Here is a 17,503-nt window from a genome sequence, read left to right as displayed (position 1 = left end):
TAAAGGGTTTGGCACGGATAACGGATCCAATCATTTCCCTGAGCCAACCTCGTCAGCAACGCAACGCCTAGGGTGGTTACGCGGCGTGCAAATTTTTGTATCAACCCGGTTGACGAATTTGCGCCCTGTTTTATCCGTACTTCCATCCCAGATGGAAGTGAACCAATGACCGCTCTACCCTCCGCAGCACTCACCGATTACATCGCATCGCCATTCGGCACCCTGCATTTGGAAGGCATCCACATCGGTCGCTTCCGCATCGACCGAGCCACCATCCAGGGTCGCGAGGCGGCTATCAATCTCCAGGAATGCATCCTGGCCGCCTTGGACGAGACCGGCCGCAAGAACACCCTGAAGAGCGGCACCCGGTATCCCCAGCCACTGCCCATGGGGACGCCAGCGCGCCCCTTGGCCAAGGAGATCGATGATCACCTCGCGGACATGCGCCGCCGGCAGCTGGATCCCAAGACCGTGCTCGCCACCGAGCGCACCCTGAAGCTTCTCCTGCTGACCTGCGGCAACATTTCGGCCTGCCGCGTGGATTACAAGCACATCCAAGCGTTGTGGCAGCTGCTGCGTTGGACCCCGAAGAACCTGCTGTCTGATCCCCGATTGAAGCGCCTCAGCTACAAGGACGCGATCGCCTTGGGCCAAGAGCAGGATGTTGCGCCCTTGGCTCGGGCCACCGAAGAGCGCCACCGCCGCTTCTTGGTCGCCTTCTTCAACCACCTGGTCAACGGGCAGGCCATCGCGTCCTCGCCCATGAAGGCCTTCCGCAAGCCCAAGGAGGATCACACCATCGATCCCGACAAAGCCATCCGCCTGTTCGAAGACGGGGACCTGCAGGCCATCTTCGACCCGGCCACCTTCATCCCCTGGGCGAAGAAGCCGCAGTATTGGTGGGCCCCTATGATTGGCCTTTTCACGGGCGCTCGGGTCAACGAGGTCTGCCAGCTGAAGCTGACCGACATCCTCCAGGAGCGCGGCGTCTGGTGCATCGCCTTCCAAAAGACCATCGATGAAGACCTCGCCGCTGATCCGAAGCGCCAACGGCGGAGCCGGCAAAGCATGAAGGGAGCCGGGTGCATGCGCATCGTCCCCATCGCCAAGCCCCTTTTGGACGCCGGTTTCATCGAGTTCGTCGAAGACATGAAGGCCACTGGCCACCCGCGGCTGTTCCCCCTCCTGTCTGCCGGCGTGAACCGGAAGACCGGAGAGACCAACGCCCGTTACAGTCAACAATTCGTGGTGGATTTCGGCCGCTACCTGAAGAGCCTTGGGTTCGCCAAAGGGATCGGGTTCCATGCCTTCCGCCACACCCTAGCGACCGAACTTGATGTCAACGACGTTCCAGAGAGGGAGATTGCGCTGGTCACCGGCCACAGCACCGATCCACGGGATCGGGTCCAGGTGTTGCGCAAGCACTACCTCCACAAGAAACCGCAGGTGACCCGGAGCAAGCAGATCAGCGCCTTGGAGCTGTATCGGCCCAACGTGGAATTGCCGCGATACCAGAGGGGGCAGTTTGCCAATTGCTTGGCAGACTCCGACAGCTTCTACCCATGAAGACTCTTGCCACATCCGATTAGAGCCAGTGACAACCAAGGGCAATCCGGACTAGGCTGGCGCTTTGGATAGCAGGAAATACACAATGCCTATCGATTTGACGGGATTGTCGGTCAAAGAGCTGCGCTCTTTGATCAGCACCGCAGAGAAGCAGCAGACCAAGATCCTGACACGCCCTAAGGCTGCTGCGATGCGAGCCAAGATCAACAAATACGTCAAGGATCATGGCTACACAATCGAGGAGCTCTACGGAGTTCCTAATGCGGCAGCGCCCAGCAAGTCCAAGAAGACAAATGTGCGGAAAAGCCCTTCAGCGCGCAAACTGGGCAAGGTGGCTCCGAAGTATCGCAACCCGGCCAATCCGAACGAGACTTGGACTGGACGTGGCAGACAGCCCAAGTGGATGGCCCAGCTTGTTGCCATGGGCAGATCCCCTAGCGACTTCCTTATCGCCTGACTTACGTCAGGCTGGGCAGGTGGCTCATCGCGGCGCAATGCTTCCAATTCCAGCCTCTGCCTTGGGCGACCGATGGTGCGGGTGAACCCGCGTGAAGTTGTAAGCTAGCCGGGAACCATGCTAGGGTTATTCCATACCAGCGACCAGGAGTAGCTCCGGTCTAACGTCTGGTCCCTAGGGCGTTTTATCAACTTACGTATGCCCGGTCGCAGGCTCACGCCCGACCGGGCATTTCGTTTGTGCATTCCTGGCCGGTAATGGGCTACGCTTTCTTCCATTCCCGGGAGCTATAGGCCGCAATTCATGACCCCGCAGCCGTTGCATAAGCTGTTCGATGCCATGTATCACGGCAAATACCGCTTCGACGAATTCTTGGCCCTTTCCCCTGGAGAGAACTACAGCCCGGTTAGCTGGAAGAGCCGCACCATCTATAAGCCGTCCAAAATCCTGAAGGACTTCCATGCCTTCCTCAACGGCTTTGTTTTAGAGCACCTGCCTGTCGACACTTCGGTCTCTTTTGCATATCGCAAGGGAGCGACCCTCATTCAGGCGGTCGAACCGCATGCGAAGAGCCGAGCCTTCTTCCAGACTGACCTAGAACGGTTTTTCGATAGCATCACGACGCCGTTGGTTCGCAAAGTTCTGATAGAGAGCGCGACACCCGTTGCAGACCTTCATGATCACCTGGAGCATATCCTCGGGTTGCTGACCATCGATGGGAAGCTGCCCATCGGCTACTCCACCTCCCCTATCGTGAGTAACGCCTGCCTACTCTCTTTTGACCGTCGCATGGCCCAAATCAGCCAGGACCGGGGATGGATTTACACGCGCTACGCCGACGACATCATGCTATCCACTCAGGAGCGCGCCAATCTTTCGGACGCAGAGGCCGTCATTGAAGACTGCCTTGCTAGTGAGCTGGGCGATAAATTCAATCTCAATCCGGCAAAGAGCAAGCTGACAACGGTAGGCAGGAAGGTCAAGCTCTTGGGGCTGGTGATCCTGCCCACGGGTGCCATTGCCATTGATCGGGAAGTCAGGAACCGTATTGAGGCCTGGATCCACTTCTACCTCAGCGACCGGGCGCGGCTATTAAAGATATTTGAGGAAACGTATAGCCAAGGAATGGAAGAAGGGTTAGAGCGGCTCAGTGGCCTCATCAGCTATGCCCACGCCGCCGATCCAGCCTATCTTGAGAAACTTAGGAGCAAGTTCGGCACCACCGTCATTGACAGCCTCCTGCATAGGTCTGCCCAATGAGCCGCCTCCAAGTAACGCTTGACGCTATCCAGCACGTGGCGCATCTCCACCTGGACGTGGATCTTTCCAAGAGCGGACTGATGTGCCTTGTCGGCCGAAACGGGGCAGGCAAGACGACCCTGGTGCGAGCTCTTCGGAACCTGTCCAACTCGGACACGTTCATACGGACAGCGACACCCTATGCCTTCTCTCAGAAAAGCCGGATCGTCTACGACTTAAACGGCGACCAAGCAACGTTTACCTATAACAGCGCCCTCCGCTCTTTGGACTGTCGAGACAAGATATCCAGGGAACTGCGCGATCTTATCGCTGCCGAGCTTCCAATGCCTTATGGAGCTCGATTCAACTACTTCAGAAGCGCCAGCGAGGCGGACCAAGACATCCGAACTGCTATTACGCTTGGGACCTGTGATCGCCCAGATGAGCTCATCTCATTCTTGAACGCAGTCTATGAGACTGACCGCTACTCAGCGCTGGTCGAGGTTCGACTAAAAGGCAAGAGCTACTACGCCCTTGTCAGAGAAGATCAGACTTACATCCGAGAGGACTATCTGAGCTCCGGTGAGCATTTTCTCATCAACCTATTCCGCACCATCAAGGGCCCCTCAAGGTTACTGGTGATTGACGAGATTGACCTTTCGTTAGACGCAGCAGCCCAAGCGAATCTTCCAGGTTGGCTGCGTGGGTTTTGCGCAAAATACGATCGCAAGATCCTATTCACAACCCACTCTCTCGCGCTTATGCGGCAGTTAGAGGTTGATGAGCTCTTCTACATGGAGCGGGAGACTACCCAAGTCTCAATAAAGCCTATCTCCTACAGCTACGCGATGGCGAGGCTGTTTGGATTTGAAGGGTATGACAGATACATCTTGACAGAGGACAAGATGCTTACTGCCTTCATTGGTCACATCGTATCTAAGCATTGCGAAAAAACTCTTCTTCGCCACAAGATCATCTTCATCGGCGGCGGCTCTCAGATTGCCGAGCTCATCAGTAAGAATCGAACTGAAGAGTTCTTGGCCCCAAGTGATAAGGTCATCGCGATCCTGGATGCAGACCAGAAGAACGAAAAGTTTGCTGGGGACCCGAGCATTTACACCATCCCGCTGGATAGCGTAGAAAAAGCTCTGCTAAGCGCGAGCCGAGAGGATGCAGACTTCCCCTTCAGGACACACAAGAGCGATTACACCAACGGTCGGAGCTTGAACTACGACATCAGAGACCAGAGAATCGCCACTCAAGAGGATATCTTTGACTACCTTCTTGAAAGGCATAGGGATGATTTCCAGGACATAGTTGGAACCATTTGTGCCTTCTTGCCTCAACCACACACCTAGTGGCTCTAGCGTTTTTCCCACCTGAAGAGTTGCAAGCCCTATTAATTGAGCTAGAGGCCTAATTTAAACACCTTGTGGACTGCCTAGCCCTCGATCACCGACCCGCGCTTTTTGGCGAAGTCACGCATCTGACGCAGCAGCTCCTCCTGCGCCCCTTCTGGCAACTGTGACATCACCAAGATGGCCTCTGCCATGGGTTCACTGACAGCGTGGAAGTAGGCAACGGGCAGCTCCAAGGCCTCCGCCAGCTTTGCCATGCTCTCGTTGTCCGGCATCCGATCGCCTCTCTCATAGCGAGAAATCCTAGGGGCGGCAGTGTTTTCCTCCTCCAACCCCAGCACCGCTCCCAACGCAGCTTGGGTCAGTCCCTTGCTCAGCCTCGCCTCCCGTAAACGGCGACCAAAGGTAGAGGCGGGGGGAAGCGCTGCGGGCATGTAGAAGACCAACGAATGCTGAATTGACCCGTTAGTCTGCCGCTTCCAATCTTGCCCTGCATTTGCCATATTTGCAAATACCGCCAAGCAGGCGGTTTTGCAGGGGATTTGAATGAAGCATCGTGGACAAGGAGCGCTCCTCGCGCTCGTGGCTTTGGGCCTTTGCCCGCACTTCTCTGCCGACGCGCAGAGCCCTTCGAATTCGGATCAAACCGGTGAAAAGCCTAGCTTCTTCCGGCAGTTGGGGAAGAGCCTGAAAGACGCCGGCCAGCAAGCACTGGGGGCCAAGCCGGCAACCGGCTCCGCGTCGGGCACTGGTCCGCTCTACGCCCCGATCAGTGGTGCGGGCCGGATCAATGGGCTGTTCAAGAACGAGGACCACCAGAGCGCCCAGCAGGGCCGACTGGATTGGCCCCGGGTCGCGCTGACTTACAAGGAATGGGGCGCAAGCTTGCCCTGTTGGACTGTCGAAGCCCGGATCTGGACCAGCGCTACCGCCTCTACCACCGAGACCTTCCGGGCATGCGCGGACGCCCCGTTGACCATTACCGACGACCTGGGGAAAGAAGCGGAACTCAACAGCAACGCTCGAGCCAAGGCCACCACTGACCTGATGGTGGGCCTGAGGGGTCGGCCCGGGAAGCCGAACACCGGTGACGATCGAACCACTGGCCCTACCCCGCCCCGCGAACCGTTCAACGTGCGCACGACCCGCGACGGTGTGGCGTGGCAGGCCCGAAAAGTGGCTTTGAGCGCCGCCTGGGTCTCCGGTTTCCTGCGGGCGGACGACCTGTATCCCGGCCCCTCGGGAATGCTCACGCCTTTCCGCGACACACGCATGTGGATCGCCGGCTTCGATCAGGCCGGCAACCGAGACAAGTAAGTCCCCAACCCTCAACCAGGAAGAGACCTTCATGAATACGATCAGGACCATCGCTGTCAGTTTGACCACCGCCTTGGCGCTGACGGCCTGTAGCAGTAAACCCTCCGACGAGCAGGCCAAGAAGGCCATCACCGCTGAGTTTGAACGGGTGCTGGGAAGCCAAGTCTGGGTGAAAGAGTATCGGGACTTCAGCCTGAGCGGCTGCAAGAAATCGGAAACGGCCGACGGGGTGATCTGCGACGTGGGCGGCTCTGTCGTCCTCGACATCGGTGGCGTAGCCCAGGCCCGGCCATTCGTTCAGCCGGTGCGCTTCTCAAAGGCTTCTGGCGAGTGGGCCGCCCACAAGCTCTGAGGCCACCATGACCAACCGTTCTTACGCGCACGTCGGTTGCGCGACGGTCCTACTGGGAGGCGTCGGCCTACTATTCGTTGCTGGCGGCCTTGAGGCCCTGCAGCAGGCGGCCACTCTGGGCTGGCTCGCCATCGCGGGCGGCTTGGCAACGTGGGCCGTGTTGGGGTTTCTCTACTGGATCAACGCCCGGGCTTACAGGCGCCAGGAGGAGGCCCAAGGCCAATCGTACGCCCCCTCCGCACACCAGCGCGGCGGGTTCTGGAAAGGGTTCTTCGTGACCTGGGCCATCGTGGCGGCTGCCCATCTGGCCTCTTTTCTGGGCATGGGCTTCGCTGACCTGCTGCCACATCCTGAGCAAGCCCGGGCGATCTTCAGCCTGCTGGTCTTGGCATTGGTGCCGGCGCACCTGGTGGCGCCTGTCTTGGGCGGGGCCGTCTACGGCCTGGTCCGGTCAACGGCATTGAGGTAGACCCTCCTCAACCTGCTTCGGCCCTTCCCAGGACCTTTCGGATTCGTCGTCGGGCCGTTCATGGCCCGACGCGCAAGCCGGAAGGCGGCTGTGCTCTCCGGTTGCCAGCATGTGGAACGACTATATGACCGCGCCCACTCGAAGGTGGTGTTCCCATCCTGCTTTTGGACGGCGCTTCGAAGCTTCTCTTACAGCAGCCGAGCGGCCCCTTCCAAAGTCACATCAGCCACCCGGGGAGGCGCCGACTTGATTACGGCAGGCGAATTCCATCCAGCAAGTGTGAGTTCCTCACTTGTGGCTACTCATAGCCGGCGCAACCCGAGACACCGCGCCCTTCCAATGACTTGACAAAACACATCATGAAGATATAAGGATTAAAAAACCCCCCATTACGATGCAAATCACCTTAAAGAAATTGATTAAAATTCTCTCTGACTTAGCTGCATTAGGTGCGGCTTACGCCATCCTTGGGTTCTATTTGGCTATTTTGATCCACGTCATGCTTTATCTTTGAATTGAAAACCATCAGTGCCAGAAGGTAATTAAAAATAGAGCCCAGCACCGCAATTAAATCAAACTTCCAAACCATCAGCTGGCGAAAAAATATCACTAAGAATATTGCAGCAAATGTAATAAGGAGGGATATAGCGTCCTCTTTCAGGCAAGAAATCCCCCTTCTGAAAAATACTTTATTACTCCCTCCGAGAAAATCGCCAACAAAGCTGAAGACAAGCCCCGCAAGGCAGGCGCCGGAAATAACAAGGATCCAGAGCTTTTTATCGACGAACTCCCAAAATCTAATCGGCAGCTTGCTTCCATTTGAGTCTACGAGCCCAACCCCCATCACCGGCATCAACTCCGAGACTATGTATGAAACAACGAACCAGAGAATGGTTGAAAAAAATGCCCTAGCCAAGAATGGAAACAACACATATTTGCGAAATTCAAAGCTTTCCATAGCCACCCCCAAATATATTTTTCAACTAAATCATCTAACGAAGATTCCAAGCCACCGGGCACATCCGCGTTTGGCATGGAAATCGCCCCTGTACGCCAGTGGGTTGACGGCCATGTGCCTGCTTTAGGCCAGCGACGATAGAGACACCATCAGGCATTGTCGATGCTTCGCCATTGTGCAGGCAGTGTCATCACAAGTCCCATACAAGGGAAGTTAAGCCTGGCGAATGCGCACCAAGTCCGTTGAGTTTCTCCACCGCTGTGAAATCACGACTGTAGGTCGAATGGTGCTCGTCATCGAGTTCATGCCCAACAATCTGGGCCCTGAGTTCCGACACCACGCCAGCCCCCTGCAACTCTTGGATAAACGTCTTCCTGAGCGAGTGGAACCCACGCTTCGCCGGCTCCCAGCCCTCGCTCACCTCGGCCAGATGCCGACTAAACGCCTTGGTGATCCAGTTGCCCTGCCCGTTCACGGCGGTGGCTTTGGCCGCCGGGAACAGCCTGGTTTCACCGGCTTTACGCTTGCCATGGACCCAATCCATGAAGCCCATCCTGAGAAGCTCAGGATGGAGCGGGACCGTCCGAAGGCTGACCTCGGTTTTCACTTTCTGGTGCTCGCCTTCGTCGGAGATACGGAGGCACGGAATGCCGTCCTCCTCGAACACGTCTCGGACCAGTAACTGGCCAACCTCTGACGCCCTCGCCCCCGTATAGAGCCCAAGGAGGGAGGCCCAGCGGGCCGACTCGGACAGCTTGGCAAGCGCCTCGGGCGCAAACAGGGCCTGGATCTGGGCTCTGTCGTAGGCCTTAAACCCCAGCTTCTTCCGCGCCCGCTTCTCGCGCTGGGAGTAGCTGACGTGGCCGCTGGCCGGATTGTCGCCACGGGGATAGTGTCCCGAGGCCATGGCCCACTCGAAGAAGCCACCTTTGCCACCGATGTAGCTCTGCTTGTTCGTGAGCGTTGGCGTGGAAGCGCCTTTCTCACGCATGTCCTGATACCACCGCGCCAGATCGGACCTGGTGATGGCATGAACCTTTGCCTTCGGGCCCAGGAAGGCCACCAACGCTTCGATGGCCGTCTTCTTGATCGTATAGGTCTTCGGCAGAGTCGAACCCTTGAGCGTCGCCAAGAATGCATCCCGAGCCTTGCCCAGCGTCATCGTCTCAATGGCAGGCGTGGAGGCCAGGCCTTTGTGGCTGCCGGCGTCTGCAGAGACAAACAGGGACGGCACGGCTACTGCGAAGGATTGAGAGATCCCTCCCGCGGTTGCTTCAAGCTCCATCAACTGCCGATACAGCTTGAGGTCCTTGGGACTGTCGATTTGCCACCGCTCCGTCACCGTCCCATCCGGTTGACGCGTGCGGTCCAACGTCAGTTCACGGAGGTTCTCGGCGCTCGTCAGGCGAGCGATGAGCAGATCGGCTTCCTGCTTGCTTAGCTTGTCCACGCGTTGATCCTTCAACTGTGCGAAGAGCCGAGCATAGCCCGCCCCAAGCACGACTGCACGCACGTGTGCCTGGGCGAGGTCTTTGGTCTTGAGAGTCCGCTTGATGAGCCGGCAATCGAGCACGGCTTGAAGATCGATAGGGACACGCTGGACGAACGACCAGCGGCCGGTGGATGACCGGCTCAAATGATGGGGGATGCGCATGCGAGTGTTTCCTCTGCATGCTTCCTGCTTTCCAATCCGACCGCATCGATGATTTCAATTAAAAATCAACGAGTTAGGGTCTTTTGGCGGAGAGAGTGGGATTCGAACCCACGGAAGGTTTGACCCTTCGCCGGTTTTCAAGACCGGTGCCTTAAACCGCTCGGCCATCTCTCCAATCGGGTCCCGGTCGCCCGGGCAGCGCCGTATTCTCGCACGTGACGGGCATTTGCCCAAGACCACCATGCCCCTGCCCTCCGCATCCGGCACGGTGGGGCCTTCGCCGTAGAACAGCAACGCCGGACATCGCCCGGCGCTGCCTTCAAGACCTCTCAGCCGGCATCCACCGCCAGCGCACCCAGTGCACTGGCCTTGATCCGCTCCTTGGCCTTTTCACAGGCGCCACCGCAATCCAGGCGCGAGGCCTCCAGCTGCGGCGGCAGATGCTCGGCCAGGAAGTCGATGAACACGCGCACCGCCGGCAGCAGGCCGCGGCGCGAGGCGAACACGGCGTGGCACACGCCCTGCGGCAGCGACCAGTCCGGCAGCACCACTTCCAGCTCGCCGTTGCGCACGGCGTCAGCGCACACGGTTTCCGGCAGCATGGTGATGCCGAAACCGTCCTTCACCATGCTCTGCAGCAACGGGAAGTCGAAACCGGCCACGCGCGGCTGCAGGTCGACCCGGCGCACTTCGCCTTCCGGGCCATGCAGTTCCCAGCGCTGGCGGGCTTCGTCTTCGCTGATGCTGAGGGTCACGTGCTGGGTCAGCTCTTCCGGGTCCTTGGGGCGACCGGCGCGGTCCAGGTACTTGGGGCTGGCCACCAGCAGTTCCTGCACCTGGCCGAAGCTGCGCATCACCAGGCTGCCGTCGTCATCCAGGCGCGAACGCACGCGCAGGGCCACGTCGTAGCCTTCATTGATGATGTCCACGCGGCGGTTGCTGATGTTCAGCTGCAGCCGCACCTTCGGGTACTGCTCAAGGAACTTGGGCAGCAGCTTGGGCAGCTGCATCTGCGCCAGTGACACCGGCACGCTGGCGCGCACCACGCCGCGCGGCTCCGCGCTGAGGCGGTCCACCACTTCGCGCGCGGCCTGGGCCTCGGCCAACATCGTCTGCGCATGGCGATGCACGCTGGTGCCGACATCGGTGACCGCGAAACGGCGCGTGGAGCGCTGCAGCAGGCGCACGCCCAGGTCGGTTTCCAGCTGGCTGATGCGGCGGCTCAGGCGCGACTTGGGAATACCCAGTGCGCGCTCGGCGGCGGCGAATCCGCCGTGGTCGACCACCATCGCGAAGTAGTACAGGTCATTCAGGTCATGCATACCCGAGTTCCATATCTAGAACAATACGTGGCATTCAACCACCTTTATTCCGCCTTTGCAACAACCTATCGTTCTCTCCGTCGGCGGGGCCACCCCGCCCCTTCCTCCCAGAACATAGGTGACTGCCATGAAGCTTCTGCATCTCGACGCCAGCGTGCTTGGCGACAACTCCGTCTCGCGCCAGCTGTCGGCCGCCGTGGTCGCCCGCTTCGCCAGCCAGATCGATGGCCTGCAGGTCGATTATCGCGATCTTGACGCCAATCCGGTACCGCATCTGCGCAGCAGCTCGCTGGCCAGGACCGACGCCGCCGAGGCGACCGATGCTGAACAGGTGATGCAGCAGTTCCTGGAGGCCGACATCGTGGTGATCGGCGCGCCGATGTACAACTTCAGCATTCCGTCCACGCTGAAGGCCTGGATCGACCGCGTGGCCGTGGCCGGCCGCACCTTCAAGTACACCGAGAACGGCCCGGTGGGCCTGGCCGGTGGCAAGCGCGTGATCATCGCCAGCAGCCGTGGCGGCATCTACACCGACTCGCCGGCCGACTTCCAGGAGCCGTTCCTGCGCCAGGTGTTCGCCTTCATGGGCATCAACGAGGTCGAGTTCGTGCGCGCCGAAGGCATCGCCTACTCGCCGCAGCACCGTGAAGACGCCATCGCCGGTGCTCTGGCGGCACTGCCGTCGCACGAATTGGCCGAAGCCGTCGCGGCGTAAAGCGTTCCAACGTTCGGCGCCCCTCTCTCCTCGTCTGGGCGCTGAGCGCGGGCCGGGATCCCCTCCCCCATCCCGGCCCACCCTGGCGGCCCCGCTTTGCGGGGCCGTTTTTTGTGGGCGCGTTAGGCTGGGGCCATGGACTACATCGTGACGGCTGCGCACCGCAGCGAATTTCCGCACCCGATCACCCTGCGCCGTGGCCAGGCGCTGGTGGTGGGCGAACGTTATGAAGGCCCGGAGGGCTGGGAAGACTGGTTCCTGTGCCAAGCCGAAGGGCAGCAGCCCGGTTTCGTGCCGGCGCCGGTGATCGGTCGCAATGCGCAGGGTGACGCCTATGCCACGGAGGATTACTGCGCGCGGGAGCTGGATGTGGACCCCGGGCAGATCTTGCGCGGGCTGCGCACCCTCAATGGTTGGGCGTGGTGCGTGCCGGAGACCGGCGAACCGGGATGGGTACCGCTGGAGAAGCTGCGGGCAGCATAAACCCGGTAGCGCCCGAGCCTATGCTCGAGGCGGCGCGAAGCGCCGATAATCAATGCGGCCCGCGAGGGGCAGGAGCAGCCGAGCATAGGCTCGGCTCTACATGGATCTGTAGCGCCAGAGCCTATGCTCGGGCGGCAGCGCGAAGCGCCGGCTGTCAGCCAATGCTTTCCAGGCCACCCATGTACGGGCGCAGGGCCTCCGGCACGGTGATGCTGCCGTCGGCGTTCTGGTAGTTCTCCATCACCGCGATCATCGCGCGGCCGACCGCCACGCCCGAGCCATTCAGGGTGTGCACCAGTTCCGGCTTGCCGGTGGCCGGGTTGCGCCAGCGCGCCTGCATGCGGCGAGCCTGGAAATCACCACAATTCGAGCACGAGGAAATCTCGCGGTAGGTTTCCTGCGACGGCAGCCAGACTTCCAGGTCGTAGGTCTTCACCGCCGAGAAGCCCATGTCGCCGGTGCACAGCAGCACCTTGCGGTACGGCAGGCCCAGCTTTTCCAGCACCACTTCGGCGCAGCGGGTCATGCGCTGGTGCTCGGCCTCGCTGTCTTCCGGGCGGCTGATCGAGACCAGCTCGACCTTCTCGAACTGGTGCTGGCGGATCATGCCGCGCACGTCGCGGCCGCCGCTGCCAGCCTCGGCACGGAAGCACATCGAGTGGGCGGTCATGCGCAGCGGCAGGCGCTCGGCGTCGACGATCTCGTCGCGCACGATGTTGGTCAGCGGCACTTCCGAGGTCGGGATCAGGTAACGCGTGGAGTCGCCCACGGCGGTCTTGAACAGGTCGTCCTCGAACTTCGGCAGCTGGCTGGTGCCGCGCAGCGAATCGGCGTTGACCAGCAGCGGCACGTTGGTTTCCTCGTAGCCGTGCTCGCTGGTGTGCAGGTCGACCATGAACTGGGCCAGGGCGCGGTGCAGGCGCGCGATCGGGCCGCGCAGGACGGTGAAGCGCGAACCGGACAGCTTGGCCGCGGTCTCGCCGTCCAGCCAGCCATTGCGGGCGCCCAGTTCGACGTGGTCGAGCACCTTGAAGTCGAACTGGCGCGGGGTACCCCAGCGCGCCTGCTCCACGTTGTCGTTCTCGTCGGCCCCGGCCGGCACGTCATCGGCCGGCAGGTTCGGGATGCCCATCGAGATCGCTTCGATCTTCTCGCGCAGCTCGTCCAGCGCCACTTCCGAGGCCTTCAGCTCGTCGGCGAAGGCAGCGACCTCGGCCATGATGGCCGACACGTCCTCGCCCTTGGCCTTGGCCTGGCCGATGGCCTTGGAACGGCTGTTGCGCAGGCTCTGCAGCTCCTGGGTCCGCACCTGGATGCGCTTGCGATCCGCCTCCAGGGACTCCAGGGCAGACACGTCGAGCTCGAAGCCGCGGCTGGTGCGCAGGCGTTCGGCGAGGTCGGCGGGCTGGTGGCGGAGCAGGGCTGGATCAAGCATGGCAGGTGTCGTGGTGGGTATCAGGGATGGGATTATCGCTTGTTATACGGATTTCTGCCGCCCGGTTCATTCCCGCCGTGGCAGAATCGGGGCATTCCGTACTGGTCCGGTCCATGTCTGCACCCCGCTCGCCGTCCGCCAAGTCGTTTACCGTGCATATCCCGCGCAACGCCCTGAAGATCGCGGGCATCGCCTTCGGCGTGGGCGTGCTGTTGTTCGTGCTGGTCTGGTTCACCGGGCGCGACAAGGAATTCTTCCGCGCCGACCCGGCCGCACAGACCCCGCAGGAGACGGCGCAGGTGGAACCGCTGCCCGAACCGCTGGCGGCGGCCGCCGGTTCCAGCGACATGCCCGATGCCAAGCCGGCCCCGGCCGAGGAGGAAGCCCCGAAGCTGGTCGAAACCCCGCCGCCACCGCCGGCGCCCGTCGCCGAAGCGGCCCCGGCCGCACCGGCTCCCGCGCCGGCTGCCACGGGCAACAGCCAGCCGATGCCGATTGCCGGCCAATCGCCACCGCCGGCCTACCCGGCCGCCGCGCTGCGCGCCGGCGAGACCGGCAGCGTGGTGGTGCGCGTGGATGTGGATGCCACCGGCTATCCGAACAATGCCACGGTGATCCAGCGCAGCGGCTCACGCGAGCTCGACCGTGCCGCGACCGAAGCGGTGCGCCGCTGGCGTTTCACCCCGGCACAGAGCAACGGCCAGGCCGTACCGGGCAGCATTGAAGTGCCGTTCGACTTCAAGACCCAGTAACTGAACGTTTCCCGGCAGGCAAACTGAACCCTGCCGGTCGCGTTGACGCAACGCTGACACTTCACGCCGCTGGCTCGCGCAACACTCTCCCCGTCGTCCAATTGACGGAAGGAGTTCGCGATGACCGCCACCACCCACGAAGACCTTCATTCGCCGCAGCTGCAGCGCGATGCCAGCGAACAGCACAAGCCCACGTCACCCTGGATGTGGATCGCGCTGATCGTGGCGATGTTTGCTGCCGCGCTGCTCTGGCTGCGTCACTCGAACCAGGAAGACGTGGCGCCGGCACCGGTCGGCGAGCGCATGCTGCCCGCCCCCGAGCAGGCGCCGGTCGCCGACGTACAGCAGCCTGCGGCCCGCCAGGCCGCAGCGGCCGGCAACCAGCGCAAGGCCACCCCTGCCGTACGCAATCGCGAGGCGCGCCCGCTGGCAGGCAACAGCAAGCCGACCTACCCCGCTGCCGCGCTGCGCAATGGCGTGCAGGGCAGAGTGATCGCCAGCCTGAATGTCGATGCCCGCGGCCAGGTGACCAATGCTGCGATTGTTTCGCGCAGCGGCGAGCGCAGCCGTGACCTGGATCGCGCGGTGCTGAGCGCCGTGCAGAACTGGAAGTTCCAGCCGGCGATGCACGAAGGCCGTGCGGTGGCCAGTGTGGTGCGGGTCCCGGTGGATTTCCGTACCGGACAGCGTTGATCGCGGACGAGGGGTTCGTGATGTTTAGACGGAGGCTTCGGCCTCCGTCCTTTTATGCGTTATGCGGAGAAGCGTGCCAACCAAGGTTGGCACCTACCGGAAAACCTGATCGGCCGGTCAGGCCAGGTTGAAGCCAGCGCTGCGCGCCAGGCCGTCGAAGTCCGGGAAGGACGTCGCGACGTTGGCGATGTCATTGATACGCACTTCGCCATCGCTGATCTGGCCGGCAATGGCGAATGCCATGGCGATGCGATGGTCGCCGTGGCTTTCGATGGTGCCACTCCCCAGCCGAACCCCGCCGTGCAGGGTGGCGCCATCCTCGGTTTCGTCCACCTGCATGCCCAGCGCACGCAGGCCAGTGGCCATCGCCGCAAGGCGGTCCGATTCCTTCACTCTCAGTTCGGCCGCACCGCTCACCACGGTCTGGCCCTCGGCGGCCGCGGCCGCCACGAACAGCGCTGGGAACTCGTCGATCATGTCCGGCACCAGCGTTTCCGGTATGCGTGCACCCTTCAACGGGGCGTAGCGCACCACCAGGTCCGCCACCGGCTCACCGCCCTGCTCGGCCGGGTTCTCTTCGGTGATGTCCGCTCCCATCAGGCGCAGCGCGTGCAGCAGGCCGGTGCGGCGCGGATTCAGGCCGACCTGCTTCAGGCGCAGCTCGGAGCCGGGAATGATGCTGGCGGCGACCAGGTAGAACGCGGCCGAAGAGAAATCGGCGGGCACCACGATATCGGTGGCGCGCAGGCGCTGGCCACCGCGCAGGCGGGCCTTGCCCGGCGAAAACGCGATGTCCACGCCGAACGCGGACAACATGCGCTCGGTGTAGTCGCGGGTCGGGTGCGGTTCGGTCACGCAGGTTTCGCCCTGCGCATACAGCCCGGCCAGCAGCACCGCCGACTTGACCTGCGCGCTGGCCACCGGCGAGGCGAAATCGATGCCGTGCAGCGTCTGGCCACCATGCACGTGCAGCGGCGGTGTGCCGTCGTCCTGGGTATCGATCCTTGCGCCCATCAGCGACAGCGGGCCGGTGACGCGGCGCATCGGGCGGCCGGACAGCGATTCATCGCCGATCAGCGTGCAGTCGAACGACTGCCCCGCCAGCAGGCCAGCCAGCAGGCGCATGCCGGTACCGGCATTGCCGCAATCCAGCGGTGCATCCGGCGCCTTCAGGCCATCAATGCCGACGCCGTGCACGACGCGCTGCGACGGGCTGGGCGTTTCGATGCGCACACCCAGCTGACTGAAGATGCGCGCCGTGGCACGGGTATCCTCGCCTTCCAGGAAGCCTTCGATATGCGAAGTACCATCGGCCAGCGCGGCGAACATCACCGAGCGGTGCGAGACCGACTTGTCGCCGGGAATGGTCAGGCTGCCCTGCAGCGGCTGGCCCTTGCGGGCAATCCAGTGTTGCGCGTTGCTCATCGTTCGATCTTTCCGTAAACACCGGCAGCGCCGGCGATGCATCAGGGAGCGGCGGCTGTTGCCGCCGCAGCAGCACTCAGGGCACGGCCACCGGATAGGAGCCCAGCACCTTGATCTGCGCCGAGTGCGCTTCCAGTTCGGCCAGCGCCGCCTGCATCGGCGCGTCGTCGATGTGGCCGGCCAGGTCGATGAAGAAACCGTACTCCCACTTGCCGTGATGTGACGGCCGCGATTCGATGCGGTTCATGCTGATGCCGTGGCGGGCGAACGGGCTGAGCACGTCGAACAGCGCACCGGGCTTGTCATGGATGAACACCAGCACCGAGGTGCGGTCGTGGCCGGAGGTCGGGAAAATGTTGCGACCCACCACCAGGAAGCGGGTGGTGTTGTCGGCATCGTTCTGGATCGGCTTGGTGACCACCTTCTTCAGCCCGTACACGTGGCCGGCACTCTCGCCGCCGATGGCCGCCGCGTCGTCGGCGTTGCGCGCACGGCGCGCGCCTTCGGCGTTGCTCGACACCGGAATCTTCTCGGCCTTCGGCAGGTTGGCGCGCAGCCAGGCCGAGGTCTGCATGAACGACTGCGGATGCGCGTAGATGCGCTCGATGTCCTCGATGCGGCCGCTGCGCGACATCAGGAACTGCTGCACGCGCAGTTCCACTTCGCCACAGATCTTCAGGTTGGAGGTCAGGAACATGTCCAGGGTGATCTGGATGGTGCCCTGCCCGGAATTTTCCACCGGCACCACGCCGAAATCGGCGTTGCCCGCTTCGACTTCCTGGAACACTTCCTCGATGCTGGCCATCGGCAGGCCCAGCGCGGAGCGGCCGAAGTGCTTGAGCACGGCCTGCTGGCTGAAGGTGCCTTCCGGGCCGAGGTAGCCGATCTTCAGCGGCTCCTGCTGGGCCAGGCAGGCCGACATGATCTCGCGGTAGACATGCACCAGCAGCTCATCGCTGAGCGGGCCTTCGTTGCGGTCCACCACCATGCGCAGCACCTGCGCTTCGCGCTCGGGGCGGTAGTAGTCGACGGCAGCGGCCAGCTTGCCCTTGGCCTTGCCGACCTGGTGGGCGAAGCGCGCGCGTTCGGCGATCAGGCTCTGGATGTCGCGGTCGATCTGGTCGATCTTGGAGCGCACATCGGCCAGCGCCAGCGGCGCCAACGTGGGCGCCGGGTTGGAGGTGGCCTTGGCCTTGCCCTTCGCCTTGGTGGGCACGCGGTCCTTGGCCGGTTCGGCCTTCTTCGGCGCCTTCTTGCTGGATTTGCTGCTTGCCATCGGAATTCCCTGTTGCGGGGCACGCACCCGAC

Annotated in this window: 18 protein-coding genes and 1 tRNA gene; 11 read left to right on the top strand and 8 right to left on the bottom strand. The window is 62.0% G+C overall.

Features of this window, described 5'->3' with window-relative positions; translation table 11 throughout:
- Positions 1–165 precede the first annotated feature (165 nt).
- The 4 genes from AC5P66_RS15235 (at position 166) to AC5P66_RS15220 (ending at position 4,620) form a co-directional block, all read left to right on the top strand.
- Positions 166–1,566: a site-specific integrase gene (locus AC5P66_RS15235; protein ID WP_100443375.1), complete on the top strand. Its 1,401-nt coding sequence runs from the start codon at positions 166–168 to the stop codon at positions 1,564–1,566.
- Positions 1,567–1,651: 85 nt separating this feature from the next.
- Complete coding sequence (locus tag AC5P66_RS15230; protein WP_100443376.1) at positions 1,652–2,023, top strand: H-NS histone family protein; 372 nt, start codon at positions 1,652–1,654, stop codon at positions 2,021–2,023.
- Between the two features lie 303 nt (positions 2,024–2,326).
- Positions 2,327–3,283, top strand: coding sequence for a reverse transcriptase domain-containing protein (locus tag AC5P66_RS15225; protein WP_100443377.1), 957 nt, complete (start codon positions 2,327–2,329; stop codon positions 3,281–3,283).
- Positions 3,280–4,620, top strand: a complete 1,341-nt coding sequence (locus AC5P66_RS15220; protein WP_100443378.1) for an AAA family ATPase — start codon at positions 3,280–3,282, stop codon at positions 4,618–4,620. Before AC5P66_RS15225 ends, AC5P66_RS15220 begins: the two co-directional genes overlap by 4 nt.
- A gap of 83 nt (positions 4,621–4,703) precedes the next feature.
- Here AC5P66_RS15220 and AC5P66_RS15215 read toward each other — a convergent pair whose 3' ends face one another.
- Positions 4,704–5,054: a helix-turn-helix domain-containing protein gene (locus AC5P66_RS15215; RefSeq protein WP_100443450.1), complete on the bottom strand. Its 351-nt coding sequence runs from the start codon at positions 5,052–5,054 to the stop codon at positions 4,704–4,706.
- Between the two features lie 112 nt (positions 5,055–5,166).
- Between AC5P66_RS15215 and AC5P66_RS15210 the strand changes: the two genes are divergently transcribed.
- The 3 genes from AC5P66_RS15210 to AC5P66_RS15200 are packed head-to-tail and all read left to right on the top strand — an operon-like array spanning position 5,167 to position 6,758.
- Complete coding sequence (locus AC5P66_RS15210; RefSeq protein ID WP_495216482.1) at positions 5,167–5,937, top strand: hypothetical protein; 771 nt, start codon at positions 5,167–5,169, stop codon at positions 5,935–5,937.
- Positions 5,938–5,968: 31 nt separating this feature from the next.
- On the top strand, positions 5,969–6,289 hold the full coding sequence (locus AC5P66_RS15205; protein WP_049455430.1) for a hypothetical protein: 321 nt from the start codon (positions 5,969–5,971) through the stop codon (positions 6,287–6,289).
- Between the two features lie 7 nt (positions 6,290–6,296).
- A complete protein-coding gene (locus AC5P66_RS15200; RefSeq protein WP_049455431.1) occupies positions 6,297–6,758 on the top strand; it encodes a hypothetical protein in 462 nt (153 codons plus the stop codon).
- Between the two features lie 445 nt (positions 6,759–7,203).
- Here the strand turns inward: AC5P66_RS15200 and AC5P66_RS15195 are convergent, their stop codons facing one another.
- The 4 genes from AC5P66_RS15195 to AC5P66_RS15180 form a co-directional block, all read right to left on the bottom strand.
- On the bottom strand, positions 7,204–7,716 hold the full coding sequence (locus AC5P66_RS15195) for a hypothetical protein (RefSeq protein WP_152906433.1): 513 nt from the start codon (positions 7,714–7,716) through the stop codon (positions 7,204–7,206).
- A gap of 190 nt (positions 7,717–7,906) precedes the next feature.
- Positions 7,907–9,370, bottom strand: coding sequence for a site-specific integrase (locus tag AC5P66_RS15190; RefSeq protein WP_262242823.1), 1,464 nt, complete (start codon positions 9,368–9,370; stop codon positions 7,907–7,909).
- An 84-nt stretch (positions 9,371–9,454) separates the two neighbouring features.
- Positions 9,455–9,544: transfer RNA gene (locus tag AC5P66_RS15185), tRNA-Ser, on the bottom strand.
- A gap of 155 nt (positions 9,545–9,699) precedes the next feature.
- Positions 9,700–10,692, bottom strand: coding sequence for a LysR family transcriptional regulator (locus AC5P66_RS15180; RefSeq protein ID WP_005410175.1), 993 nt, complete (start codon positions 10,690–10,692; stop codon positions 9,700–9,702).
- 127 nt (positions 10,693–10,819) lie between these two features.
- Between AC5P66_RS15180 and AC5P66_RS15175 the strand changes: the two genes are divergently transcribed.
- A complete protein-coding gene (locus tag AC5P66_RS15175; RefSeq protein WP_049415010.1) occupies positions 10,820–11,407 on the top strand; it encodes an FMN-dependent NADH-azoreductase in 588 nt (195 codons plus the stop codon).
- 135 nt (positions 11,408–11,542) lie between these two features.
- Entirely contained in the window at positions 11,543–11,890 is a 348-nt protein-coding gene (locus AC5P66_RS15170; protein WP_099486598.1) for an SH3 domain-containing protein, read from the top strand.
- Between the two features lie 154 nt (positions 11,891–12,044).
- On the opposite strand, the gene serS is transcribed toward AC5P66_RS15170, so the two are convergent.
- Entirely contained in the window at positions 12,045–13,325 is a 1,281-nt protein-coding gene (gene serS / locus AC5P66_RS15165) for a serine--tRNA ligase (protein WP_495216481.1), read from the bottom strand.
- Between the two features lie 113 nt (positions 13,326–13,438).
- Here serS and AC5P66_RS15160 point away from each other — a divergent pair, with 113 nt between their 5' ends.
- Positions 13,439–14,077, top strand: a complete 639-nt coding sequence (locus AC5P66_RS15160) for an energy transducer TonB (RefSeq protein ID WP_495216480.1) — start codon at positions 13,439–13,441, stop codon at positions 14,075–14,077.
- A 120-nt stretch (positions 14,078–14,197) separates the two neighbouring features.
- On the top strand, positions 14,198–14,770 hold the full coding sequence (locus AC5P66_RS15155) for an energy transducer TonB (protein ID WP_495216479.1): 573 nt from the start codon (positions 14,198–14,200) through the stop codon (positions 14,768–14,770).
- Between the two features lie 117 nt (positions 14,771–14,887).
- Here the strand turns inward: AC5P66_RS15155 and aroA are convergent, their stop codons facing one another.
- Both aroA and pheA read right to left on the bottom strand, forming a co-directional pair.
- Entirely contained in the window at positions 14,888–16,195 is a 1,308-nt protein-coding gene (gene aroA, locus AC5P66_RS15150) for a 3-phosphoshikimate 1-carboxyvinyltransferase (RefSeq protein ID WP_049414998.1), read from the bottom strand.
- A 76-nt stretch (positions 16,196–16,271) separates the two neighbouring features.
- Entirely contained in the window at positions 16,272–17,471 is a 1,200-nt protein-coding gene (pheA, locus tag AC5P66_RS15145) for a prephenate dehydratase (RefSeq protein ID WP_099495558.1), read from the bottom strand.
- Positions 17,472–17,503 lie beyond the last annotated feature (32 nt).

It is taken from the genome of Stenotrophomonas sp. YJH_SMC_122 (genome assembly GCF_059369535.1).
The sequence above is the reverse complement of the archived record's forward strand: the minus strand, read 5'-3'. Positions and strand labels throughout refer to the sequence as shown.